The sequence below is a fragment of the Pedobacter sp. 05T44 genome (assembly GCF_056395985.1).
Map to the genome: position 1 here is coordinate 1 of NZ_JBFTKO010000006.1, position 24,341 is coordinate 24,341.

The 24,341-nt window shown below is 38.0% G+C and carries 23 protein-coding genes; 12 read left to right on the top strand and 11 right to left on the bottom strand.

Features of this window, described 5'->3' with window-relative positions; translation table 11 throughout:
- The first annotated feature begins 87 nt into the window (after positions 1-87).
- Genes coaE through AC1DDK_RS11345 form a run of 4 tightly spaced genes read left to right on the top strand, consistent with a single transcriptional unit; the run spans position 88 to position 2,244 of the window.
- On the top strand, positions 88-684 hold the full coding sequence (gene coaE / locus AC1DDK_RS11330) for a dephospho-CoA kinase (RefSeq protein WP_288880952.1): 597 nt from the start codon (positions 88-90) through the stop codon (positions 682-684).
- Positions 684-1,625: an exonuclease gene (locus AC1DDK_RS11335; protein WP_477633907.1), complete on the top strand. Its 942-nt coding sequence runs from the start codon at positions 684-686 to the stop codon at positions 1,623-1,625. Before coaE ends, AC1DDK_RS11335 begins: the two co-directional genes overlap by 1 nt.
- On the top strand, positions 1,625-1,783 hold the full coding sequence (locus AC1DDK_RS11340) for a DUF5522 domain-containing protein (protein WP_172659596.1): 159 nt from the start codon (positions 1,625-1,627) through the stop codon (positions 1,781-1,783). The genes AC1DDK_RS11335 and AC1DDK_RS11340 overlap by 1 nt, the downstream gene beginning before the upstream one ends.
- 11 nt (positions 1,784-1,794) lie before the next feature.
- A complete protein-coding gene (locus AC1DDK_RS11345; RefSeq protein ID WP_172659597.1) occupies positions 1,795-2,244 on the top strand; it encodes a MarR family winged helix-turn-helix transcriptional regulator in 450 nt (149 codons plus the stop codon).
- A gap of 7 nt (positions 2,245-2,251) precedes the next feature.
- Here AC1DDK_RS11345 and AC1DDK_RS11350 read toward each other — a convergent pair whose 3' ends face one another.
- From AC1DDK_RS11350 to AC1DDK_RS11360, 3 genes are read right to left on the bottom strand one after another with little or no spacing between them, the layout of a single operon-like run.
- Positions 2,252-2,977, bottom strand: a complete 726-nt coding sequence (locus tag AC1DDK_RS11350) for a ZIP family metal transporter (RefSeq protein ID WP_172659598.1) — start codon at positions 2,975-2,977, stop codon at positions 2,252-2,254.
- The gene (locus AC1DDK_RS11355; RefSeq protein WP_288880945.1) at positions 2,977-3,540 is read right to left on the bottom strand and encodes a phosphatase PAP2 family protein; all 564 of its coding nucleotides are present in this window, start codon (positions 3,538-3,540) and stop codon (positions 2,977-2,979) included. Before AC1DDK_RS11355 ends, AC1DDK_RS11350 begins: the two co-directional genes overlap by 1 nt.
- On the bottom strand, positions 3,537-4,268 hold the full coding sequence (locus AC1DDK_RS11360; RefSeq protein WP_048906943.1) for a class I SAM-dependent methyltransferase: 732 nt from the start codon (positions 4,266-4,268) through the stop codon (positions 3,537-3,539). Before AC1DDK_RS11360 ends, AC1DDK_RS11355 begins: the two co-directional genes overlap by 4 nt.
- 200 nt (positions 4,269-4,468) lie before the next feature.
- Between AC1DDK_RS11360 and glmM the strand changes: the two genes are divergently transcribed.
- The 4 genes from glmM (at position 4,469) to AC1DDK_RS11380 (ending at position 10,168) form a co-directional block, all read left to right on the top strand.
- Positions 4,469-5,857, top strand: coding sequence for a phosphoglucosamine mutase (glmM, locus tag AC1DDK_RS11365; RefSeq protein ID WP_172659600.1), 1,389 nt, complete (start codon positions 4,469-4,471; stop codon positions 5,855-5,857).
- Between the two features lie 8 nt (positions 5,858-5,865).
- Positions 5,866-7,014, top strand: coding sequence for a cysteine desulfurase family protein (locus tag AC1DDK_RS11370; protein WP_477633908.1), 1,149 nt, complete (start codon positions 5,866-5,868; stop codon positions 7,012-7,014).
- A 162-nt stretch (positions 7,015-7,176) separates the two neighbouring features.
- Positions 7,177-7,854: a basic secretory protein-like protein gene (locus AC1DDK_RS11375; protein WP_288883966.1), complete on the top strand. Its 678-nt coding sequence runs from the start codon at positions 7,177-7,179 to the stop codon at positions 7,852-7,854.
- A 22-nt stretch (positions 7,855-7,876) separates the two neighbouring features.
- A complete protein-coding gene (locus tag AC1DDK_RS11380; protein WP_172659603.1) occupies positions 7,877-10,168 on the top strand; it encodes a GH92 family glycosyl hydrolase in 2,292 nt (763 codons plus the stop codon).
- Between the two features lie 68 nt (positions 10,169-10,236).
- Here AC1DDK_RS11380 and accD read toward each other — a convergent pair whose 3' ends face one another.
- Positions 10,237-11,082, bottom strand: coding sequence for an acetyl-CoA carboxylase, carboxyltransferase subunit beta (gene accD, locus AC1DDK_RS11385; RefSeq protein ID WP_294872650.1), 846 nt, complete (start codon positions 11,080-11,082; stop codon positions 10,237-10,239).
- Positions 11,083-11,310: 228 nt separating this feature from the next.
- Between accD and fbaA the strand changes: the two genes are divergently transcribed.
- The gene (fbaA, locus tag AC1DDK_RS11390; protein WP_048906924.1) at positions 11,311-12,390 is read left to right on the top strand and encodes a class II fructose-bisphosphate aldolase; all 1,080 of its coding nucleotides are present in this window, start codon (positions 11,311-11,313) and stop codon (positions 12,388-12,390) included.
- 88 nt (positions 12,391-12,478) lie between these two features.
- Complete coding sequence (locus AC1DDK_RS11395; RefSeq protein WP_172659605.1) at positions 12,479-12,913, top strand: GNAT family N-acetyltransferase; 435 nt, start codon at positions 12,479-12,481, stop codon at positions 12,911-12,913.
- Between the two features lie 70 nt (positions 12,914-12,983).
- Here AC1DDK_RS11395 and AC1DDK_RS11400 read toward each other — a convergent pair whose 3' ends face one another.
- From AC1DDK_RS11400 to AC1DDK_RS11420, 5 genes are all read right to left on the bottom strand, one after another.
- Complete coding sequence (locus AC1DDK_RS11400) at positions 12,984-13,850, bottom strand: hydroxymethylglutaryl-CoA lyase (protein WP_337716478.1); 867 nt, start codon at positions 13,848-13,850, stop codon at positions 12,984-12,986.
- On the bottom strand, positions 13,831-15,165 hold the full coding sequence (locus tag AC1DDK_RS11405) for an NAD(P)/FAD-dependent oxidoreductase (protein WP_337716480.1): 1,335 nt from the start codon (positions 15,163-15,165) through the stop codon (positions 13,831-13,833). Before AC1DDK_RS11405 ends, AC1DDK_RS11400 begins: the two co-directional genes overlap by 20 nt.
- Positions 15,166-15,248: 83 nt before the next feature.
- A complete protein-coding gene (gene secDF, locus AC1DDK_RS11410; protein ID WP_477633909.1) occupies positions 15,249-18,215 on the bottom strand; it encodes a protein translocase subunit SecDF in 2,967 nt (988 codons plus the stop codon).
- A 132-nt stretch (positions 18,216-18,347) separates the two neighbouring features.
- A complete protein-coding gene (locus AC1DDK_RS11415; RefSeq protein ID WP_337716482.1) occupies positions 18,348-18,833 on the bottom strand; it encodes a dihydrofolate reductase in 486 nt (161 codons plus the stop codon).
- Positions 18,830-19,624, bottom strand: coding sequence for a thymidylate synthase (locus tag AC1DDK_RS11420; RefSeq protein WP_172659609.1), 795 nt, complete (start codon positions 19,622-19,624; stop codon positions 18,830-18,832). The genes AC1DDK_RS11415 and AC1DDK_RS11420 overlap by 4 nt, the downstream gene beginning before the upstream one ends.
- Before the next feature lie 125 nt (positions 19,625-19,749).
- On the opposite strand from AC1DDK_RS11420, the gene ispE reads away from it, so the two are divergent.
- Positions 19,750-20,553 carry a 4-(cytidine 5'-diphospho)-2-C-methyl-D-erythritol kinase gene (gene ispE / locus AC1DDK_RS11425; RefSeq protein ID WP_337716484.1) on the top strand — a complete coding sequence of 268 codons (804 nt, stop codon included), beginning with the start codon at positions 19,750-19,752 and terminating at the stop codon, positions 20,551-20,553.
- A 38-nt stretch (positions 20,554-20,591) separates the two neighbouring features.
- The gene (locus tag AC1DDK_RS11430; protein WP_172659611.1) at positions 20,592-21,008 is read left to right on the top strand and encodes an OsmC family protein; all 417 of its coding nucleotides are present in this window, start codon (positions 20,592-20,594) and stop codon (positions 21,006-21,008) included.
- A gap of 102 nt (positions 21,009-21,110) precedes the next feature.
- Here AC1DDK_RS11430 and AC1DDK_RS11435 read toward each other — a convergent pair whose 3' ends face one another.
- Together AC1DDK_RS11435 and AC1DDK_RS11440 are read right to left on the bottom strand one after the other, a co-directional pair.
- Positions 21,111-21,389 carry a LapA family protein gene (locus tag AC1DDK_RS11435; RefSeq protein WP_048906914.1) on the bottom strand — a complete coding sequence of 93 codons (279 nt, stop codon included), beginning with the start codon at positions 21,387-21,389 and terminating at the stop codon, positions 21,111-21,113.
- Positions 21,390-21,392: 3 nt separating this feature from the next.
- Positions 21,393-24,203, bottom strand: a complete 2,811-nt coding sequence (locus AC1DDK_RS11440) for a TolB-like translocation protein (protein WP_337716485.1) — start codon at positions 24,201-24,203, stop codon at positions 21,393-21,395.
- Between the last annotated feature and the right edge of the window lie 138 nt (positions 24,204-24,341).

The following is a 24,341-nucleotide window of genomic DNA, read 5'->3' on the forward strand; positions in this document are numbered from 1 at the left end:
GCTAAGAGTTAAAATAACCCGCTTTCCGGATTATTGTAAATTGGTGAATATTGTTCCCGAGAAGATTGATTTTATAATTGAGAAATAATGTTAAAAGTAGGGATTACAGGAGGAATTGGTAGCGGGAAGACTACTATTTGCAAAATTTTTGAAACGTTGGGTGTCTCCGTATTCTATGCCGATACCATAGCTAAAGAAATTATGGTAAATGATGCCATTCTAATCCAGGGTGTTAAAGATACCTTTGGCAAAGAAAGCTATCTGCCTGGAGATATATTAAATAATAAGCATATCGCTGGTATCGTATTTAACGACGCCGGGGAGCTGGCCAAGTTAAACGCATTAGTTCACCCTGCAGTTTTTAGAGCATTCGATAACTGGGTTAATCAATTGCCCGAAAAGGTTCCTTATATACTTAAAGAAGCTGCTTTATTGTTTGAAAGTGGTTCTTACAGAATGTGTGATAAGAACATTCTCGTTACTGCACCATTGGAACTCAAATTAGATCGCGTAATGAAACGCGATAGAGTAACTGCCGATCAGGTAAAAGCCAGAATGGACAAGCAGTTTACCGACGAAAAGAAAATACAGATGGCTGATTACCTGATCAACAACAACGAAACAGATTCCCTTATTAATCAGGTAATGGGTCTCCATCAGTTGTTTCTCAATACCAAACCTTAATGATATTAGAAGATTTTATAGAGATCGATAAGACCGGTCTGTTTTGCAGGTACGGTAATTTTTATCTGGATCCAAAAGAAGCAGTTAAAAATGCAGTCATTTCGCATGCCCATGGCGATCATGCAGTTGGAGGTAACCACAATGTGTACTGTACAATGGCAACCTCTTTATTTATKCATCATAGATACAAGAAATTTGCAGGTGGAGAATTCTACATCATGGAGTATCATCAAACTTTTGATGTGAATGGGGTTAAAGTAAGTTTTATTCCGGCAGGACATATTTTAGGCTCTGCTATGGTGCTAATGGAGTATGAAGGAGTAAAGTATCTTTATACTGGCGATTATAAGCTCCAACCAGATAAAACCTGCGAACCGGTAGAATTTGTAGAAGCAGATGTCTTGATAACTGAAACCACATTTGCTGATCCGGAAACACAACACCCGATTGCCGAGGAAGAAATAATTAAGCTGAGCTCAACTACCAGTAATATTATGCTTGGTGCATATGCCTTAGGTAAATGCCAGCGTTTGATCAGCTTGATGAATGATTACTGTACAGAAAAAAGGATACTTGTTCACTATAGTATGTTACCTTTTGTGAAAATATATGAGCAAATGGGAGTAAATTTAGGGAAGTATGAGATCTATGACCGTAAAGTAATGAAGAACAATCATACAAACATGGTTTATATGGTTCCGCCAATGGTTTTTAAGAGCTATTTTAAGGCAATTAATGTGATCAGGATATTTGCAACAGGCTGGAAACACCTTCAAAGTAGCCATGAAATTCAATTGTACATATCAGATCATGCCGATTGGAATGATATAATTTTAACGATAGAAAAGGTAAAACCTAAACAAGTTTGGACTAATCATGGTAATGGATACCATTTAAAGAAACATTACGAAAAAAGTTTGGTAGTGAAATTGCTTAACTGATGAAAGAAGGTGTAGATTATTACTTCAATGAAAATGGCTTTATGGTTTTTACAGAAGCTTATCACTTAAAACGTGGTTATTGCTGTAAAAATAAGTGTAAACATTGTCCATGGGGATTTGGGAAGCAAAAAATAAAAGCTACACCACCAAACAAATAAAGAACGAAAAGATGCAGTTGCAGAAAGAAACGCTTACCACAAAATTTGAGAGCATCCATCACCAGGCCATTGTAAATGTGTGGCATACCAGTAATTGGTGTACCGAGAAACTAAAGCAAACGATCCTGCCTTTTGAGGTTACTACTCAGCAATTTAATATTTTAAGAATTTTGCGCGGACAAAATCCTAGTCCGGCTACCATAAATCTTCTGAAATCAAGAATGCTCGATAAAATGAGTGATACTTCAAGAATAGTGGATAGACTGGTGCAAAAAGGACTTGTTATAAAAGAGTCAAATGCTGTAGATAAACGAGCTGTTGATATTAGAATAAGCGACAAAGGCCTGGAATTGCTTGAACTGATGGATCAGGAGGTTAGTCTTTCAGTACTGATCTCATCAAATTTAACCGAACAGGAAGCCACTACACTAAATGATTTACTTGATAAAATGAGAGGCTAATATATGCTTAATGCGAATGGCTAGAGCTGAAATACCCAATTAGTGCAATCGCTATGCCGCACAGTACGGCAATCATTTTACGTTTTGATACCTTGTGATCTACGCTCGACTCGAATAATATGGTAGTAGAAATATGCAAGAATATACCGATTACAATTCCCATAATTCTGTTGAAATAATTCTCAATACCACCAATAGTTCCATTGCTAAGCCCATAGCTTACGTAAAACCCAAAGGGGGCCATTATGGCAAAAATCCCAATGTAAATGAGTATGTTACTCTTTTTAAATTGATTTTGCATTAAAATACTGGCTAATGCAAAGGCAGCGGGGATGTGATGAAGTGAAATTCCAAATATCAAAGCATTATGCTGATCTTTTGCTAAAGGCATTCCCTCAAGAAAAGCATGAAGACAAAGACTAATCATAATTCCGTATGGAAATACTTGTGTCTCATGGTGTTTGTGGATGTGACCATGCTCTACGCCTTCAGAAAATTGCTCTAAAAATATCTGTAATAAGAAACCTATAAGAATAAATATTCCAATTTCCTGCGGGTCAGAACCACTGTATGCATCTGGAATTAAATGTAAAACAGTTATCGCAAATAAATAGGCACCACTAAAAGAGAGAATCAGTTTTAAAAGCTGGGACTTGTCGCTTTTAACTAAAAAAATAGCAGAACCTCCCAAAAATGCACTAAGAAATAGAATTAATACCTTCCAGATTTCCATTATAACTGTGGTTGTAATTTTTTATAAATTTTCGATGTCAATAAGCCTATAAGCGTACCAAGTATTGCGCCCACCATGGTGTCAATAGGGTAGTGAACACCTACATAAATCTGAGAGAACGAAATAATAAATGCCCAGAAAAGTCCAATTGGTAGCACTGGTTTCCATCTGTCGTAAAATACAAAGATAAGAAATACAGCTATTGCAAAATGATTTGTAGCATGCGCAGAAGGGAAGCTATAGCCACTTCCGCAAGGCACACGGTGAATGATATCATCAGCCAGTGTTATTTCATTACAAGGTCTTATTCTTGCTACTGCAGGTTTAATAAGCCTTGATGCAACCATATCACCAATAGCAAATGTAACAAGTAACATCCCAATGATGTACCAGCCTTTCTTTTTGTACTCAATAAATGAGAAAATAATGATGAACAAATATAATGGCGCCCAAAAATAACGATTGCGCATTAAAGGGAGCAGCCAATCAAAAAATGGATTAGCAAGGCCTCTATGGATCTTAAGAAAAAGTTCTACATCAAATTGTTGTAAACTTTCTATCATGCTTTTTTGCAAATTAGTATCAATCTGTCCGATTTGCTTTCATCAAAAGGATCTAATCCATAACTTCCAAAAGTAGCTGCTATCTTTAGTCCGCTTTTCTCAAACATACGTTCAAAATCTTGAAGAGTAAAAGCCTGCACACGTTCTTCGAAGGCATAAGGTTTATCTCTATGCTCGAAATTTATATGTTTAATAATTTTCCCCTCGGCTACAAATTTATGCAGGTGAAATTCAATACCTTCTACGGTTTTTATCTCTTGCTGGGTGAGATTTTTAAGGATTTTTTGCGTGTTAAAATAATCTATCACCAACGTCCCGTCTTCTTTTAAGCTTTTTCTGAACGCCTTCATTGCATTCACATGCTCCTTTTCCGTTTCAAAATAACCGAAACTGGTAAATAGGTTCATTGCAATGTCAAAATAGTTGATAAAAGAAAGCTTGCGCATATCATGAACAAAGAAATGAAGGTTCTTTTGTTCAAATTGCTGGGCATATTTAATACTTTGCTCTGATAAGTCAATTCCGGTTACATCATAACCTTTTTTATTAAGATAAATTGAATGTCGACCTCTTCCGCAGGCGATGTCTAAAATTCTGGAATTTGCGGCTGGTTTCAGGTAAGCAGAAAGGTTATCAATTAAAAACTCTGCTTCGGCATCATTACGCTGACTATATAGTATGTGATAGAAAGGAGAGTTAAACCAATATTGGAACCATTTTCGCTGCATAGAGCCTGTATTTTGATGTTTTAGAAAAAAAACAAACTTAGATAAAATTGTTATCATAAAACAATTTTATCGCTACCTCCTCTACGAAAAATTTTAAATAGACAGCAAAGGAAATATAGCATAATTTTACGAATGCATGGTGCTGAGTTAACCTGCTTTGCCTATTTTTTGTTATTTTTGGAAAAAAAATAATCAACAAATTGACACTAATAAAATCTATTTCTGGAATAAGGGGGACAATCGGTGGTATTGCCGGTAATGGTTTAACCCCAATCGATATTGTAAAATTCACTGCAGCCTATGGTTCATGGGTAATCAGCAAAACAAATAACAAAAGAATTGTTCTGGGCCGTGATGCCAGGATATCTGGCGAAATGGTAAATAACCTGGTTATCGGTACCCTGCAAGGTTTGGGTATTGAAGTAATCGACCTTGGTTTATCTACCACTCCAACTGTTGAAATTGCTGTTCCGATGGAAAATGCCGGTGGTGGTATAATTTTAACAGCGAGCCATAATCCAAAACAGTGGAATGCATTGAAACTCCTTAACGAGAAAGGTGAATTTATTAGTGATGCAGATGGAAAGGATGTTCTGGAAATTGCGGAGAAATCTGAGTTTGCATTTGCTGATGTTGATGATTTAGGTAAAGTGATAAGTAATGATACATATTTGCAAAAGCATATTGATGTTATTCTTGCGTTGCCATTAGTGGATGTTGAAGCAATAAAAGCTGCTAATTTTAAAATTGCAATTGATTGTGTTAACTCAACAGGAGGTATATTTGTACCAGCTTTGCTAAAAGCTTTAGGAGTTGAAACTGTTTATGAGTTGTATTGTGAACCTGACGGCCATTTTCCCCATAATCCGGAACCGCTTCCTGAAAACTTAACGGAGATTGCTAAAGTTGTACAGAGCAAAAATGCTGATCTTGGTATTGTTGTTGACCCTGACGTAGATCGTTTATGCTTTGTTTGCGAAGATGGATCTATGTTTGGCGAAGAATACACATTAGTAGCTGTAGCAGATTACATCCTTAAAAACACACCAGGTAATTCAGTATCTAACTTATCTTCTACAAGAGCGCTTAGAGATGTAACTGAAAATTCTGGCGGAACATATAATGCATCGGCAGTAGGTGAAGTTAACGTGGTTAACAAAATGAAAGCTACAAATGCTGTGATTGGCGGAGAAGGGAACGGAGGAATTATCTACCCTGAACTTCACTATGGTCGCGATGCTTTAGTTGGAATAGCTTTGTTCTTAACTCATCTGGCTAAATTTGGTAAGTCTATCTCTCTTTTACGCAAAAGCTACCCTGAGTATTACATCTCTAAAAATAAAATCACATTAACTCCTGAAATGGATATTGATGCCTTGTTGGTAAAGGTTCAGGAGAAATATAAAAATCAGCCAAACAGTACAATAGACGGATTAAAAATTGAGTTTGATAAGGAATGGGTACACCTTCGCAGATCAAACACAGAACCAATTATTCGTATCTATAGTGAAGCCGGATCTGAAACTGTAGCCGAAGGTTTAGCTACAAAAATAATCTCCGACATCAAAGAAATATTAAAATTGAGTTAGTAAAAAAAATGGAAAGAATTTATTTAGATAATGCTGCAACTACACCCCTGGATGCAGTAGTGATAGAGGAAATGGTTAAGGTGATGAATTCTTATTATGGTAATCCATCATCCATACACGCCCAGGGACGTGAGGTACGTACATTAATTGAAAAGGCCAGAAAAACTGTTTCCGGACTTTTAAATGCAACACCTRCAGAAATTTTCTTTACATCAGGAGGTACAGAGGCTGATAATACAGCCATTCGTTGCGGTATTGCTGCCTTTAATATAAAACATGCCATTACCTCTAAAATTGAGCACCATGCAGTAGAACACACGCTTAATATGCTTTTAGAGCAAGGTGTAATTGATAAGCTGAGTTTTGTTAATGTGGATGCAAAAGGCAATATCGACTATGACCATCTTGAAGAGCTGCTTAAAAACAATGAGCGTTCTTTTGTATCCCTAATGCATGCAAATAATGAATTGGGAACTTTAACAGATCTGGAAAGGGTAGGTGATATCTGCGAACAATATAATGCCATTTATCATTGTGATACAGTACAAACCATGGGGCATTATGTGCACGATGTAAGAAAGCTTAAAGCTCATTTTATTGTTTGTGCTGCCCATAAATTACATGGTCCAAAAGGTGTTGGCTTTCTATACGTTAACCATTCTATAAAAATCAGTCCGATGATTTTTGGAGGTGCACAGGAACGCAATATGCGTGGTGGAACAGAAAATGTTTATGGTATTGTAGGCCTGGCAAAGGCCTTGCAAATAGCATATGGAGAAATGGCGGAACATCAACAGCATATACAAGAATTGAAGACATATTTGAAGGATAGGTTAAGTAATGAAGTACCTGATCTCTTTTTTAACGGAGAGACTGAACCTGAAAAAAGCTTGTATACCGTTTTAAATGTTTCTTTCCCGGCAATGGACATGGCTGATATGCTTTTGTTTAACCTTGATATTAACGGTATTTCTGCATCAGGTGGAAGTGCGTGTTCATCAGGGTCCAATATCGGGTCTCACGTGCTTACCGGTATAGCTGCTGATCCTAACCGCCCATCGGTAAGGTTCTCGTTTAGCAAATACAATACAAAGGAAGAACTAGATTTTGTAGTTGAGAAAGTGAAACAGATTGTGAGTCAAAATGTGACCGTATAGTTAACATTTTTAGTATAAATTATTAAAAGCCATCTTCAAAAGATGGCTTTTTTTCGTAACTCTGATCTTTTATTATTACTTTGTTACCATTATCAACTAGGGAATCTTCATTTTATTATGTTTATTTGTGTGCTAAATCGTTTAATTTTTTTAGAATTTAATATGAAACGAACCACAACAGTATTACTTTCCATGGCTTTAACGATGATCTTCAGTCATCATCTAAAAGCCCAGGAGACCGAAACAATTAAAAAAGATGGTCTTACCCTTAATTTTACCAGCCAGGATCCAACATTTGATCCTGCCCTAAAAAAAAGAATGATTGAAACTTTCTTTAAAGTTTATCCGTTGCTTAGTCAGGAGTATAATCCAAACACTAACAAAGAAGTCTATTTTGTGATTGATACGGCTTACGATGGAGTTGCGGCTACCGGAGCAGGAAAAGTAACTTATAGCGCAGCTTATTTCAAGAAATTCCCGGGAGATGTAGATGTGGTAACCCATGAGGTAATGCATATCGTTCAAAATTACGGACGTAGTAACGGGCCGGGATGGCTGACTGAGGGCATTGCCGACTATGTACGTTATAAGTTTGGAGTTGATAATCCTGGGGCAGGTTGGACGCTCCCTGAACTTAAAAGCACGCACAGTTATAAAAACAGTTACAGAATTACTGCAAGATTCCTGGCATGGTTAGAAAATCACGACAACAAAGGGATTGTTAAAAAACTAGATTCAAGCTTACGCGATCATACCTATACAAACGAGATATGGCAAAAAGAAACAGGTAAATCTTTAGATGACCTGTGGAAAGCATATTCAGAAAAACCAGCATTATAACCACATTTGATATTTTTTAACCATGATTAAACAATTTTTAACCGCCTCATTAGTTCTGGCATCCTCTGCGCTGTTTGCACAGACAGTGGGCAAAGTAACGGATCCAGTTGAATGGATTAATCCGCTAATGGGTACTGCAAGTAAGCCAGATTTGTCTAATGGAAATACCTATCCAACGATAGCTTTGCCATGGGGAATGAACTTTTGGACACCACAAACTGGTAAAATGGGCGACGGATGGGCTTATACCTACGACGCTGATAAAATAAGAGGATTTAAACAAACTCATCAGCCGTCTCCATGGATGAATGATTACGGTCAGTTCTCAGTAATGCCTGTAACGGGTAAAATGAGATTTAATCAGGATGACAGAGCAAGCTGGTATTCTCATAAATCTGAAACCGTTAAGCCTTATTACTATAGCGTTTATTTGGCTGATGCCGATGTGACAACAGAAATCACTCCTACAGAACGAGCTGCCCAGTTCCGTTTTACCTTCCCAAAAACAAATGATTCTTATGTAGTTATCGACGCCTTTGATAAAGGGTCATACATCAAAATAATACCTGGCGAACGCAAAGTAATTGGTTACAGTACCAGATACAGCCGCGGTAAGCTTGAAAACTTTAAAAACTACTTTGTTATTTACTTTGATAAGCCTTTTACATCTGCAAATGCATGGAGAGGTAAAAACCTTGCAAAAGATACATTGGAGTTGCAAAGTGATCATTCAGGTGCTATCATAGGGTTTAAAACCGAAAAAGGGGAGCAGGTTAATATGAAAGTTGCTTCTTCATTTATCAGCTTTGAGCAGGCAGATATCAATCTGACAAGAGAATTATCAAACGATAGTTTCGAAACAACCAAACAAAAAGGAAAAGCAGTGTGGAACAAAACACTTAGCAAAATCTCTGTTGAAGGTGGAACTATAGATCAGGTTCGTACTTTTTACTCGAGTTTATACCGCACTTTGTTTTTCCCTCACAAAATGTATGAGGTTGATAAGAGCAATAAGATAGTACACTATAGCCCCTACACTGGTAAAACAGCGCCAGGTTACAGATTTGCTGGTACAGGTTTCTGGGATACATTCAGAGCATTATATCCATTCCTTAACCTTGTTTATCCATCTGTTAATAAAGAAATGCAGGAAGGTTTGGTGAACGATTATAAAGAGGGTGGCTGGCTGCCTGAGTGGTCGAGCCCTAGCTATTCTGATTGTATGATCGGAAATAACTCTGCTTCTGTTGTTGCTGATGCCTACATTAAAGGTATGCGTGGCTACGACATCAATACATTATGGGATGCTGTAAAACATGGCGCTAATAATGAAGGCCCTGAAGCTACAGGTCGTCGCGGCGTTAAATACTACAATGAATTAGGTTATGTGCCTTACGATGTAAAAATCAATGAAAATGCGGCCAGAACATTGGAGTATTCTTATGATGATTTTGCGATCTATCAACTAGGTAAAGCATTAGGCAAACCTGCGTCTGAAATAGATATTTATAAAAAACGCAGTATGAACTATAAAAATCTGTTTGATCCATCAACAGGTTTAATGCGTGGTAAAAATCAGGATGGTAAATTCCAATCTCCTTTTAATCCATTCAAATGGGGCGATGCATTTACAGAAGGAAATAGCTGGCATTATTCATGGTCGGTATTCCAGGATATTGATGGATTATCTAAGTTAATGGGCGGTAAAGATAAATTTGTTCAGAAACTGGATTCCGTATTTACACTTCCTCCAGTGTTTGACGATAGTTATTATGGTGGTGTGATCCACGAGATTCGTGAAATGCAAATTGCAAACATGGGCCAATACGCTCATGGTAATCAGCCAATCCAGCATATGATTTATTTATATAATTATGCAGGCGCGCCATGGAAAACTCAATATTGGGTACGCGAAACGATGGATAGAATGTATAAAGCTACACCTGATGGATATTGCGGAGATGAGGATAACGGACAAACATCTGCTTGGTATGTGTTCTCTGCTCTTGGGTTTTATCCTGTAACTCCGGCTGTAGATCAGTATGTTATCGGTGCTCCTTTGTTTAAAAAGGTTACGCTTAATTTAGAGAACGGTAAAACGATTACCATCAATGCACCAAAAAACAGTGCTGATAACAAGTACGTACAGACCTTAAAGTATAACGGTAAACCATATTCTAAAAACTGGTTAAGCCACTCTACTTTATTACAAGGTGCTACTTTAGATTTTGATATGTCTGAGACACCGAATAAAGAAAGAGGCGCTAATGAGTCAGATTTCCCTTATTCGCTTTCAACAGATACTAGCAAATAGTACTTGTTAAATACAAAAAAAGCCCGGTAAAATATTTTACCGGGCTTTTTTAATTATAATATATTTTTTTAGTTCTTCATCATTTTAAGGAAAGCAGCAAGCTTAGCTTTCATCATTCTGCGATCTACAATGAAATCAAGGAAACCATGTTCCAAAACGAATTCTGCGGTTTGGAAACCCTTAGGCAGATCTTTCTTTATTGTTTCTTTAATAACCCTTGGACCGGCAAAACCGATCAAAGCACCAGGCTCAGCAATGTTAATATCACCAAGCATCGCATAAGAAGCAGTTACACCACCAGTAGTTGGGTCTGTAAGCAAAGATATATAAGGAACTTTGGCCTGACTTAACAGTGCAAGTTTAGCCGAAGTTTTGGCCATTTGCATTAACGAGAATGCAGCTTCCATCATCCGGGCACCTCCAGATTTAGAGATCATTAAAAATGGAACTTTATGTTTTATTGCATAATCAATAGAACGGGCAATTTTTTCACCTACTACCGAACCCATAGATCCGCCAATAAAATTGAAATCCATACAAGCTATAATGATGTCTTCACCTTCTATTTTACCGTGAGCAGCTCTAATGGCGTCTTTTAAGCCTGTTTTAGTCATGCTCTCTACCAACCTTTCAGTGTAGGGCTTGCTATCTGTAAAATTCAAGGGATCTCCTGATGTTAAATTTGAGAAAAGCTCGGTGAACTTATTATCGTCAAATAATACCTGAAAGTATTCCTTAGACCCTATTCTTAAATGATAGTCACAATATTGGCAAACATATTTATTCTCTATTTGATCGGCAGTATGTAATGCTTTTTTACAATTCGGACACTTGTTCCATAAACCGTCTGGCGCTTCTTTTTTTTCTTCAGTAAGCGTACTAATACCTTTTTTCTCTCTTTTAAACCAAGCCATGTTATTTCTTGAAAAATGCGATTACAAAGAAACAAAAAAAAATTAGAACAGTTTAAGGATACTTTAGTTAAACGATTATGAATGCCCAAATCATATAAAAAATATAAAATAATTCATGATCGGTTCATTACCAAGCCTAAACAATACGTTTTAATTGAAAATAATCCCCTTATTGGTTTGCCCAAAGTGATATTTTTCCTAACTTCGGCAGATATAAAATTATAAAAAATGAGTTTAAAAGGCTACAAGGGCGTAATTTACGGAGATGCCGTTCAGGAATTGTTTGAACAGGCTAAAAAACATCAATTTGCTTTGCCAGCAGTAAATGTTACCGGTACAAATACCATTAATGCAGTAATGGAAACTGCCAAAGCAGTTAATTCACCTGTTATCATTCAACTTTCTAACGGTGGAGCACAATTCTACGCAGGTAAAACATTAAATAATGATAATCTGAATGCTTGCGTATTAGGTGCAGTATCTGCAGCTAAACACGTTCATTTATTGGCTGAACATTATGGTGTTGCTGTAATATTACACACTGACCATGCTGCTAAAAAATTATTACCATGGATCGACGGATTGTTAGATCATGGCGAAAAATTCTTTGCAGAAACTGGAAAACCATTGTTTTCTTCACACATGCTTGACTTATCTGAAGAGTCTATCGAAGAGAATATGGAAATCTCTGCTAAATATTTAGCACGTATGGCTAAATTAGGCATGACCATTGAAATCGAGCTTGGTGTTACAGGTGGTGAAGAAGATGGCGTTGACAACAGTGATGTAGATAGTTCTAAATTATATACTCAGCCTTCTGAAGTAGCTTATGCCTACGAAGAATTAAGCAAAGTAAGTGATAAATTCACTGTTGCAGCTGCGTTTGGTAACGTTCACGGTGTTTATAAACCTGGTAACGTTAAATTACAACCAGTAATTCTTAAAAATTCTCAGGATTTCATCAAAGAAAAATTCAATATTTCTGCTGATAAACCTATTAACTTTGTATTCCACGGTGGTTCTGGTTCTTCTCAGGAAGAGATCAGAGAAGCTATTTCTTACGGAGCTATTAAAATGAATATCGATACAGATATGCAATGGGCAATGTGGGAAGGTATTTTGGATTACTATAAAGCAAACGAAGCTTATCTTCAAGCTCAAATCGGAAATCCTGATGGCGAAGATAAACCTAATAAAAAATACTACGATCCTCGTGTTTGGTTACGTAAGGGTGAAGAAGCCTTTGTTAAACGTTTAACACAAGCATTTGAAGATTTAAATTGTAAAGACGCAAGCGACAAATTATAATCCTTGGGTAAAAGTTACGAAGCGCMACAGGAATTATACTTGTGGCGCTTTTTTTGTTGCATTTAAAAGCTAAAAATAAATAGAAATCATGGACGCACTTCAGGTAATTAAGGTAAACAATCCGCAAGATTTGGATAAGGTATTTGCAATTAGAAAAACCGTTTTTGTTGAAGAGCAGAACTGCCCTCCAGAGCTGGAATGGGAAAATGAAGATGTTTCTAAACATTTTCTGGCATTGTTAAACAACGAACCTTGTGGCGCATGTCGTTGGCGCAAAACAGAAAATGGATATAAATTAGAACGATTTGCTGTACTAAAAAAGTTCAGAGGAAAAAGAATAGGACAGGCCCTGGTAGCTGCAGCCTTGTCTGACTTACCTTCTGATGCAGATTACATTTATTTAAATGCGCAGCTGGACGCAATGAGATTATATTCAAGATTTGGCTTTATAGCAGAGGGTGAACAATTTGAAGAAGCAGGTATACAGCATTACAAAATGGTTAAAAAGCACCATCACGCTTAGCGGGGTTGCTTGGGTAACACTATCATCATCCTGAAATAAATTCAGGATGATGATGGAATCAAAAATAAATTTAATACAAAGGGAAAACCTTTTGTGAAAACAGAACGGCTTCCTGCCACTTGTCCATATTCAGGTTTAAGGCCTCATTCCTGCTTTCTAAGTAGGTAATGAGTTCTTCTGTGGCCAGATTACCTGTCAGGTCGTCCGTAGCCATGGGGCAGCCTCCAAATCCTTTCAGTGCACTATCAAACCGGCGGCAACCACTTTCATAAGCAGTGTCAATTTTCTCAAAGCGCGTATCGGGTGTGCTGTGTAAATGCAAGCCGATCTCTGTGTTTTCAAATCTCTTCACCAGAGACGGTAAGATCTCTCTGATTTTTTCAGGAGAAGAAACACCTGTGGTGTCCGACAATGAAAGTATCTTCACACCATTGGCAATCAGTTCATCTGCCCACCTTTCAACTATTTCTACATTCCATTCATCCCCATATGGGTTTCCAAAACCCATAGATAAATAAACAACGGCTGTTTTACCGTATTTATCGCACAGTTCAAGCATCTGTTTTACCGTATCCATTGATTGTGCGATACTTGAATTGGTATTTCTTTGTTGAAACGTTTCTGAGATGGAAAATGGAAAACCCAGATAGGTTATCTCGTTGTGCGCAACAGCTTCTTCAACACCACGCAAATTAGCTACAATAGCCAGGAGTTTGGAACTTGTAGCGCTCAAATCCAGCTTAGCTAAAACTTCACGTGTATCCCGCAACTGAGGAATTGCTTTGGGAGATACGAAACTACCGAAATCTATGGTGTCGAACCCGACTTGTAAGAGCAGGTTAATATATGCTGCTTTAACGTCAGTATCTATAAAATCATGAATACCCTGCATGGCATCACGTGGGCACTCAATAAGCTTAATTGACTTTTGCTTCATCCTTAACAGGTTTGGGGTCCACTACTTCAGGTTCCGGGTTTCCTCTTAGAAACGGACGGATAATTAACCTTGTTCCGCGGTCGTAACTAAAATAGCTCCATACCCAGTTCACAAATACCACCAGTTTATTCCTAAAGCCAACAAGTGTCATTAAGTGAACAAACATCCAGGTAAACCAGGCAAATATGCCCTGAAACCTAACCTTATGGATATCTACAACCGCTCTGTTTCTGCCTACCGTTGCCATTGCCCCTTTGTCGAAGTACTTAAAAGGTTCTGTGGGTTTGTTGCCAATAATATTGATCAGATTTTCGGCAAGTTGCTTTCCCTGTTGTATCGCTGCCGGTGCAACACCTGGATAGCCATTAGGGAACTCTTCTGTAATCATTGCGGCTACATCTCCAATAGCATAAATATTATCATGACCATCAACTCTGCTGATTTCATTAACTTTTACTCGATTTCCCCTGACTACACATTGCGGATTTAATCCGTCAATTACTACTCCTTTTACTCCGGCCGACCAAATTACAGTTGAAGTAGGAATAATCCTGCCATCAACAAGAATTAGCTGCTTCCCGTCGTAAGATTGAACACGTGAATTGGTCATAACCGTTACACCAAGCTCGCTAAGAAATTCTTCAGATTTCTTTTGTGCCTGAACAGACATTGCTCCTAATAATTCAGGAGAACCTTCTATCAAAAATATATTTACTTTTTTAAGGTCTAATTCAGGATAGTCATTTTTTAAAACGTGCTTTTTAAGTTCTGCAATTGCACCTGAGGTTTCAACACCGGTGGGGCCACCGCCAACAACCACAAAATTCAACAATTCAGCTTCGGTAAGCTTATCTGTAGCGATTTGTGCTGATTCCAGATTTTGAAGTAATAAACTCCTAAGGTTTAATGCCTCTGGAATGGATTTCATGGGCATGGCATTGTGCTCAATCTCATCTTGCCCAAAAAAGTTACTGGTTGATCCTGTAGCAATTACAAGATGATCGTATTCAAAAATACCGATGGTAGTTTCTATTGCATTTTCAAGAGGCAAAACCTTTTTCACTTCAGTAACCCTAAAGGTTAGGTTTTTTTGGCCTTTAAAGATTTTTCTTAGTGGGAAAGCAATAGAGTCGGCCTCTAAACCTCCCGTAGCAACCTGATATAATAGCGGCTGAAATGTATGGTAATTATGTTTGTCGAGCATAATTACTTCTATGTCCTTATTTCGCAGTTTCTTTGCCAGCTCAATGCCACCAAAGCCACCGCCTACAATTACAATTCTGGGTTTGTTGCCTTTAGGAAAACGTTGTTCCATAAAAATCAATTTTGGTAAATATACATAACAAACAAAAAGGCACCCAAAAAGGGTGCCTTTAATTATCATTTGTAAGTAATTACTTATTTGTTTTTACCAAGATCGATAACGATAGGAGTAGAGATACATAATGATGAATATGTACCAATGATACGACCAATCAATAAGGCAAAGATAAATCCGCGGATACTAGCTCCACCAAAGATGAAGATTACAAGTAATACGAAGAATACAGTTAGTGAAGTCAAAATAGTACGACTCAAAGTACTGTTCAATGCAAAGTTGATTAATTTATTACGTTCCTCGCCATGAAGATCTTCTTTCCCGCTTTCTGCAAGCTTCTCACGGATACGGTCAAACACAACAACTGTCTCAGTCATGGTGTAACCCATTACTGTTAAGATCGCTGCAATGAAATCCTGACCAATCTCTAGAGAGAATGGTAATACACCATCTAAAATTGTGTAGAACGAAAGTACAAGAAGCACATCATGGAACAATGCGATAACAGCACCTAAACCATAGTTTAGTTTCTTAAACCTTACTACGATATAGAAGAACATCACTAAACAAGAGAATAGAATTGCTCCATACGCTCCGTAAACAATATCGCTCGCAATAATAGGACCTACCTTTTCATTACTTTCAATAGTATATTTAACACCGGTTTTTGCTAAACCTTCGTGTAATGCTTTTTCAACTAATTTATCAGCACCCTGATCCTGATCAGTAATGTGGTAAGTAGTTGTAATTTTTAATTCATTATCAGCACCTGCAGTTTTAAMGATAGTTTCTGACTCAGGGAAAGATGCATTCAAACTAGCTTTAACATCTTCAGTTTGCATTCCCTTATCGAAGTGAACGATATAAGTTCTACCACCTTTAAAGTCGATACCCAGATTTAAACCACCATTTTTGAAGTAGAAAATAAAACCTAAAACAATGATTGCCGAAGAAATAGTATAGTAAAGTTTTCTATGGCCAACAAAGTTGAAAGCAATATTTTTAAATGCGTGAATAGTGTGTTTGTTGCCAAAAGTAATGTTAGATTTTTTATCTAAAAGGTATTCAAAAACTAAACGTGAGATCAATACTGCACAGAATAGTGATGATAAGATACCGATACATAACGTAGTAGCAAAACCTTGAACCGGACCACTACCAAAGATGTAAAGGATAGCGCCTAATACAAATACAGTAACGTTCGAGTCAATGATAGATGACATTGCGTGTTTGAAACCTTCTTTGATAGCTACCGGAGTTGGTTTGCCCAAAGTAAGCTCTTCCCTTACACGCTCAAATATAAGGATGTTCGCATCTACCGATAGACCGATTACCAACACGATACCTGCAATACCAGGCAATGTTAATACCGCACCTAGTGATACCAAAATACCCATGATAAAGAACAAGTTGATCACCAATGCAAGGTTAGCAACCCATCCGGCTTTATTGTAATATAAAGCCATAAACACAAGGATTACAACAAACGCAAGTACGAATGACAATAAACCATTGTGGATGGCAACCTCACCAAGTGAAGGACCAACAACGAATTCACCAACAATTCTTGCAGGAGCAGGAAGTTTACCCGCTTTTAAGATGTTTGCTAAATCCTGAGTATCGTTTACAGTGAAACTACCAGTGATAGAAGAAATACCGTTAGGGATCTCATTTTGTACCGTAGGAGCAGAGTAAACTGTATTATCCAATACGATAGCAATAGATTTTTTATTGTTTGGATCAGCAGAAGCTTCAGCAGTAATTTTTTTCCATTTTGCAGCACCCTCACCAGTCATATACATGGTTACTTCAGGACGACCTTTTTGATCGTAATCATGACGGGCATCACTAATAGCTTCACCACCTAAATCAGGCTTGCCATCAGAAGACAAAGATTTGATTGCGTACAATTCGAAAATCTTAGCACCACCAGATTGAGCAATGTCCATCGGTTTAACACTCCACATGAATTTGTAACTCTGAGGAATGATAGAAGCAATTTCAGGTCTTTTAAAGTAAGCGTTTACTTTAGCAGTATCTTTTTGAGCAACCCAACCAACAACTGGTCCCGGACGTAATGAAGGCTGTCCGTTCTGACCTTGGTAAGTAGGTACGTTTAATACAGAAAACAAAGGATTAGATTTTGCCAGTTCAGAGTTTTTAACTCCGGCCGAATCTTTAGTGTCTTTATTTTTTGCTAAGCCGGCTAATTTACTTTCCGATTTAGCAGCAGTAGTATCTGTTGAAGTTTTTGCAGCAGCACTTGTATCTGCAACTTTTAAAGTCGATGCAAGTGTTTTGTTGATGTTCTCCATAACCGGATACACCTCTTCGTTGTTATATACTTGCCAGAATTGTAATTCTGCAGAACCTTGTAATAATTTGTGAACCCTTTCTTTGTCCTGAACACCTGGCATCTCAATTAGGATACGGTTAGTACCTTCTTGTTTCTGCATGTTTGGACTTACTACTCCGAAACCATCGATACGACTTCTGATGATCACGAATGAACGGTCAATAGCACTAGTAGCTTCTTTAGATAAGAAGTTTTTTACTTCCGAATTGCTGGCATCAGGTTTAAGAAGTTTAGAGTTGTCTTGATTAGAAAAGAAGTCAGCTAATTTTACGTTAGGAGAAAGTTTTTCAAATTCGTTAACAAATAAGTTAATGAAATCTTTTCCGCCAGCGTTCAATTGAGTTTGAGCAGTAACCAACGCTTTGTTGAAATTAGCATCATCAGTATTTCCGGCTAAAGATTTAACCAGTTCTGATAACGATATTTCCATCGTTACGTTCATACCACCTTTTAAGTCTAAACCAAGGTTGATTTCTTTTTCTTTACAGAACTGGTAATTAAATCCAAAAAGAGGATATACCGGTACTGTTGCCATCGAATCTAAATAAGCTTTTTCCTTATCCAGGTCTCCTTTAGCATAAGCTTTTGCGTCTTTTTCAACTTTRGAAGTAACAAAGTTGAATGAGAGAGAATACACACAGACGATACCTAAAAGTATCGCCATAAATTTTATAAAACCTTTACCCTGCATTTGTTTGTAATTATTAGTCTATATGCTATATATTTTTTTAACAAGTCGGCAAATCTAATTATTTTTTTAATTAATAGGCCACGTTATGAAAGTTTTTATTATAGGCCTCCAACTATTTGCTTTTAAGATTGTTTAATACCGCTCAAGTGTMGAAAATGTGTAAGCTACCACATTTTTTTCATCAGGCTCATGATCTTCAGAATTTATTACTTTCCAGGTCTGCTTATCGATTTTCGGAAAGAAGGTATCGGCATCATAAGTCTGGTGTACGGTGGTAAGATAGATACGATCCGTTTTGCCAAGCGCATGTTCATATATCTGCGCACCGCCAACAATAAACACTTCTTCGTCCTTGGTACAAAGGGCTAAAGCATCATCAAGAGTTGTTACAACCTCAACGCCTTCAATGGCCAGGTCAGTATTTCTTGTAATCACGATGTTACGTCTGTTGGGTAGTGGTCTGCCAATAGAATCATAGGTTTTTCGGCCCATAATAATGGTATGTCCGCTGGTTATTTGTTTAAAATGCTTTAGATCTGCTGGCAAATGCCACAATAACTTATTGTTTTTACCGATGGCATTATTTTGGTCTATAGCTACTACAATTGATACGATCATACTGCAACTACTCCTTTAATATGCGGATGAGCTTCGTAATCTTTCAACGTAAAGTCTTCAAATTTAAAATCAAAGATGTTTTTAACGTCACGGTTTATTTCCATTACAGGCAGTTTTTTAGGATCTCTGCTCAATTGCAATTTTGCCTGCTCAATATGATTGTTGTATAAATGAGCATCGCCAAGGGTATGAATAAAGTCGCCATACTTCAAACCGCATACCTGGGCAACCATCATGGTTAGCAGGGCATAAGAAGCAATATTAAAAGGAACTCCTAAAAATATATCGGCACTGCGCTGATACAGCTGGCAGCTTAATTTTCCATCTGCAACATAGAACTGAAAAAATGCATGGCAGGGAGGAAGCGCCATATGTTCTACCTCGGCAACGTTCCATGCCGATACAATGATACGTCTGGAATCCGGGTTGTTTTTAATGGTATTGATGATCTGCGCTATCTGATCGATATGTCCGCCATCGGGTTTAGGCCACGAGCGCCATTGCGATCCGTATACAGGGCCCAAATTGCCGTCGGCATCAGCCCATTCATCCCATATCCTTACACCATTATCTTTTAAATACTTAATATTGGTATCGCCGGTTAAAAACCAGATCAATTCATGGATGATTGATTTTAAATGCAGTTTTTTTGTGGTAACCATAGGGAAGCCTTCCTGCAAGTTAAATCGCATCTGATATCCAAATACACTGATGGTGCCGGTTCCGGTGCGGTCATGTTTTTGTGTGCCATGATCAAGCACGTGCTGCATCAAATCTAAATACTGTTTCATCTGATTAATTTAAAAAGGCTATTTATTACAAAAGTACATATTATATGGAATCTTTAAAGCTATACTTCTATACTATGTTTTTGATTTTTGTAAGTTTGCAGGCTTAACAATAAACGCAAAAATTGATGCTTGCATTTGCTAATGCCAAGATAAACCTTGGTCTGTATGTAACTGAGAAAAGACCTGATGGATACCATAATCTTGAAACTGTATTTTATCCGGTAAAAATAAATGATGTTATAGAAATTACAGATGCCGGAGAAACAACTTGTCAGATAAAAGGTATTGATATTCCCGGAAGTACTACTGATAACATCTGCCTAAAAGCATTTGATTTACTTAAAAATGATTTCGATTTGCCAGCGCAACAAATTACGCTGCTTAAAAATATTCCTGTTGGGGCTGGTTTAGGTGGTGGCTCATCTGATGCTGCATTTCTGATCAAGTTATTGAACGATAAATTTCAATTGGGCTTAAATACCCATCAGATGGAAGATTATGCAAGGCAGTTGGGTGCCGATTGTGCATTTTTCATTAACAATAGACCGGTTTTTGCAGAGGGAAAGGGCGATGAGTTTAGCGAGGTCGATGTTGATCTTTCTGGCTACAAGATTATATTGGTTAAACCCCCGGTGCATGTGTCTACTGCCGATGCTTATAGTGGAATTGTGCCTCATAGATCCTCCAAATCACTAAAGGACTTAATTCAATTGCCGTTAAAAGATTGGAAATCGAACCTGAAGAATGATTTTGAAGACACTGTGTTTTTGAAATATCCGGAAATAGCAACGGTAAAACAAGCGCTTTATCATGAGGGAGCAATATTTGCAGCCATGAGTGGGAGTGGTTCATCAGTTTTTGCAATATTTGAAGACCAGGTGAAATTACCCGAACTGGAAAAGGATAATAAAGTGTTTTATAACATTTAGTACCAAAGAACATATTACAAGCATAAAGATATTTACAAATGGAAATTAACCTGATACGTAAAAACAATAAATTTAATTTTGAAGCTCAGAACCCAAGCGGTCAAACTGTAGAACTGGATGCTAAGCCTGAAATTGGTGGAGAAGGTAAAGGTTTCAGACCAATGGAAATGCTGTTGGTGGGCCTTGGAGGTTGCAGTGGAATTGATGTGGTGAATGTGCTAACCAAGCAAAAAGAGCCATTAAATGATGTTAAAATCAATATTAAGGCCACTCGTAAGGATGAAGAGATGCCGCCAATATTTGATGTGATAAACATACATTTCGATCTTTATGGCGCATTAAATGTTCAAAAAGTAGAAAGAGCACTTGCTTTAACTTTCGAAAAATATTGCTCAGTATCTAATATTTTGGAGCGTTCAGCTACGCTGAATTTTACATACGAAATTCATCAGTAACGGAGTAGTTAAGGCTGCCGTCATCTCGACTTTAGGAGAGATCTATATTGCGTTAGCATAACCAAGAGATCTCTCCTAAAGTCGAGATGACGGCCATATCTCTTAACTGATATAATCGCGATCCTCATCGCTCAACGCTTTCTTACGATCTTCGGGTTTTATCGGCGTATCAACCCTGTCATAGGTGCTTAAAGTAGTTCTGGGTCTGCCGGCCCAATAGCCCAGTATAAATCCAACAAAAGTACATACACCCACTACCAGCAGTTTAGAAATTTCTTTCTTTACAAAAATGAAGTTAAACTCTACGGCGTCTGTATTTATCATTAAAAAAATAGTAATGATTGCTGTAAATGCGATGATGAAAATGGTTTTGGTCTTCATGACTTAAAAGCTATAGTTTAAAATTAATTCTAATATAGGATTTTGGTTATACACTTTGTTTACAAAAACACACCTGGCGCCCACATCCACAATCGGCTGATAACGCAGCAGGTTCATACTACTACGTAATTCGAAACCAAAAGTTTTAGGTTCTGCTAAATTTGTTTCTGTACCGATGTTTTCATAATGGCAGAACATGCCTGCTCTCAGATTTCTGATATAGGCCAGCGGACCGATTTCTTCATCGGGGAAAACGATAGGGAAGCGGTAGTTGAAAAGCAGGGTGTTTCTGAGAACGCTTTTTGCCCTGATGTTACTATAGCCATAAACAGTGTTTATTTCCTGGTCGTACAATCTTATGCCTGATGTATTCTGATAATTGAAATTGGCCAGGAAAGAGTGGTTTTTTAGCAGACCAGGGAAATACAGGAATCCTTCAACAGCGAACAATCGGCCGGCAAGATTATCATCAAATGGTTGGTGCATGTAAGAAATCCTTAATATCTGTGCCCATTTTGGTGCAATGTCTCTTGCGGCCTGTGCCGTGCTATGGTTAAAGGTGAAGTTGTATTCCATCGGGAAAATTAATTTGCTGATGAAATTTTTGGGCAGGTTTTCGGGCTGGTATCTTTGGGTGTAACTGGTTAGTGCATTAAAAGAGAAATTGTAAGTCTCATTTAGCGCGTTCAAGCTTATTGGAACGGATGCCTGAAGTTGGATATTGTTTTCTCTCCAATCGCCCTGCAGAACGCCTGATTTTGTGTTATAGAAAGTTCTTCGCGGCCGGTTCCTGTAGGTGGCTCTTATGATCGGATAAAAACTTTTTAAAGTGAAGCCTGCATTGTACTCGAATTTTTTCAGGTCACGGTAATAATCCACTCCTGCAAAAAAACCGAAAGTGTTAAGCAGGTTGTCGGAATTTAGTTGTAGTCCGCCGCGGTACTCGTTTTCGATAACCGGAATTATGCTGTGTACATTGAACAGGTTTGTTAGTGCACGGTATGGTTTTGAGGAGTAACTGCTATCTGGAATATTGTCGAAAACATTCGTTGTATTCTCTTGTTTTTGGACGGCGCTGCCAAAATAAACGAAATTGTTATCGCCCGGTTGTTTTGGTTGTAGCGGCATTTCTGAAATTCCATAGCCGCTTAGTGTGTAGTTGTTGAAAATAACGGAAGCAGTGCTATCGGCTTGCGTTGGATTAAAAGCGCCGTATTTAGAGGCGCTCAGAGCGCTTATCTTTTTTGAAATGGTATCTATGCTGTAAATGTTGTCGATTCCATCGTAATGCGCGTTAAAAGCTATTCCTCGGTTAATGTATATCGGTCTGCTTATCTGCTGTTGCGTTTCCTTTATCAACTGTTCTGTTTTTTCTCCCTTGTCTGTTACCCACAAGGCTTTTCCTTTTTCGCTAACGCTAATGTAGGTGATCAGGTTTCCATTGGCGTTGTAGGCCGGAGTTTGCAGTATCAGGTTTTCGGGATTAGGAATAGTGTTTAGGATCGCACCGGTTTCTGCGTCAAGTTCTACCAGGTTGCATTTGTTGCTCAGGTCAAATTTTACTGCGATTATTTTTTTTCCGTCGGCAGAGAGTGTTGGCGAGAAGATGCGGCTTCTGGTGGTTAATTTTTTTTGCCGACCTGTCTTTAGGTTGTAGCTGCAAATTACGCTGTAGCTGCGCTGGCGATATCTTGGGTCATAACGGATCTCATCCCAAACCACAATGTTGTTCGCGTAACTAAACCATGGTTGCTCCTGGTAGCCGATGCTTAGCAGTTTTGTTTCTTTTTTTGCGCTGTCGATTATTGTGAAATGTGCTGTCTCTGCCTTGCTTTGTTTCAGGGTCAGAATTCTGCCATCCTTAATTTTTACAGGGAGGAAGTAGTTGGTTGCAAATTTTGAATCCTGGTTTAGTATCGGGTAGTTTTCCGTTTTGGTTTTTTCAGATTGCGCGGTCCATTCTTTTTTTAACGTTTCGGTGGTTTGGTTAAACCATTTTTTAGTTCCGCTCTTGGTGAACTTTTTCAGGCTGTTCGAAAAGGGGTACGGTCTTACTGGTCTTTTGCGGATGTCGGTAAGCAGGCTGTCGAAAATATTTTTTCCAAATTCTTTTCTAATGTTCGATGCCATCAGGTAGCCGAGTTGGTAGTAGCCGGGGGTGATGTCTTTTTCAGATCCGAAGCTGACTTTGCTGTATGAGAATTTTTTGCCTTCGAGCAAGCTGGTTCGGTAAGGCATGATCCACGAAGGCTGTCTTCCGCGACCGGCATTTGTGAGAGCGGTTTCGATGGTTACGGCATCGCCTTCAAAAAACCAAAGTGGTATGCTAACTCCGAACCAGGCGAAGTAAACATACTCGGGAAAAGGGTAGGCTTTTCCGCCGGTTAATTTGTCGTATTGAGCCACGTGTCTGAGCTCATGAACAGCAAGGTTATTTAGCCAATCCTGACTATCGAATTGCTGAGGAGGGGTGGTGTAAAATTCTGACTTTTTTGGAGCGAGTTGAACGAAGCCATTTGCGATCACTCCACGGTTTTGAAGGACCAGTGGGAGGGTGGTTTTTTGCCTCCTAAGACTACCGCCAACATGGGGGTAAATATAGCCCAGGGTATTGGCCATTCTTTGGGCTTCTTTTTCGAGCTCGTCCGGAAAGATGATCCTGAAGCCAGATGCATTTATTTGTCGCCATTTTACACTAAGTGGGTTTTGTTCTCCGCTAAAAAGCTGGGCAAAAGCAGTATGTGAAATTATACTTAATGTTAATGTTATTATAAATTTGATTATCAGTTGTTTGAGCTCTTTATTTGATGTCATTTTTCTGATTTACTAAAATAATTAGTATTTGTAAATTTTTGTTGGTTAATTTTGATGATTTTTTAATTTATGTATATGTATTTAATTTTCTGATTTTCAAATAAATATACTAATAAAGTAAAGAACTGATAATTCTGA

Coding starts and splice junctions, on each gene's coding strand:
- coaE (WP_288880952.1), top strand. CDS start 88: ATGTTAAAAGTAGGGATTACAGGAGGAATTGGTAGCGGGAAGACTACT.
- AC1DDK_RS11340 (WP_172659596.1), top strand. CDS start 1,625: ATGAAAGAAGGTGTAGATTATTACTTCAATGAAAATGGCTTTATGGTT.
- AC1DDK_RS11345 (WP_172659597.1), top strand. CDS start 1,795: ATGCAGTTGCAGAAAGAAACGCTTACCACAAAATTTGAGAGCATCCAT.
- AC1DDK_RS11350 (WP_172659598.1), bottom strand. CDS start 2,977: ATGGAAATCTGGAAGGTATTAATTCTATTTCTTAGTGCATTTTTGGGA.
- AC1DDK_RS11355 (WP_288880945.1), bottom strand. CDS start 3,540: ATGATAGAAAGTTTACAACAATTTGATGTAGAACTTTTTCTTAAGATC.
- AC1DDK_RS11360 (WP_048906943.1), bottom strand. CDS start 4,268: ATGCAGCGAAAATGGTTCCAATATTGGTTTAACTCTCCTTTCTATCAC.
- AC1DDK_RS11375 (WP_288883966.1), top strand. CDS start 7,177: ATGAAACGAACCACAACAGTATTACTTTCCATGGCTTTAACGATGATC.
- AC1DDK_RS11380 (WP_172659603.1), top strand. CDS start 7,877: ATGATTAAACAATTTTTAACCGCCTCATTAGTTCTGGCATCCTCTGCG.
- accD (WP_294872650.1), bottom strand. CDS start 11,082: ATGGCTTGGTTTAAAAGAGAGAAAAAAGGTATTAGTACGCTTACTGAA.
- fbaA (WP_048906924.1), top strand. CDS start 11,311: ATGAGTTTAAAAGGCTACAAGGGCGTAATTTACGGAGATGCCGTTCAG.
- AC1DDK_RS11395 (WP_172659605.1), top strand. CDS start 12,479: ATGGACGCACTTCAGGTAATTAAGGTAAACAATCCGCAAGATTTGGAT.
- AC1DDK_RS11400 (WP_337716478.1), bottom strand. CDS start 13,850: ATGAAGCAAAAGTCAATTAAGCTTATTGAGTGCCCACGTGATGCCATG.
- AC1DDK_RS11405 (WP_337716480.1), bottom strand. CDS start 15,165: ATGGAACAACGTTTTCCTAAAGGCAACAAACCCAGAATTGTAATTGTA.
- AC1DDK_RS11420 (WP_172659609.1), bottom strand. CDS start 19,624: ATGAAACAGTATTTAGATTTGATGCAGCACGTGCTTGATCATGGCACA.
- ispE (WP_337716484.1), top strand. CDS start 19,750: ATGCTTGCATTTGCTAATGCCAAGATAAACCTTGGTCTGTATGTAACT.
- AC1DDK_RS11430 (WP_172659611.1), top strand. CDS start 20,592: ATGGAAATTAACCTGATACGTAAAAACAATAAATTTAATTTTGAAGCT.
- AC1DDK_RS11435 (WP_048906914.1), bottom strand. CDS start 21,389: ATGAAGACCAAAACCATTTTCATCATCGCATTTACAGCAATCATTACT.
- AC1DDK_RS11440 (WP_337716485.1), bottom strand. CDS start 24,203: ATGACATCAAATAAAGAGCTCAAACAACTGATAATCAAATTTATAATA.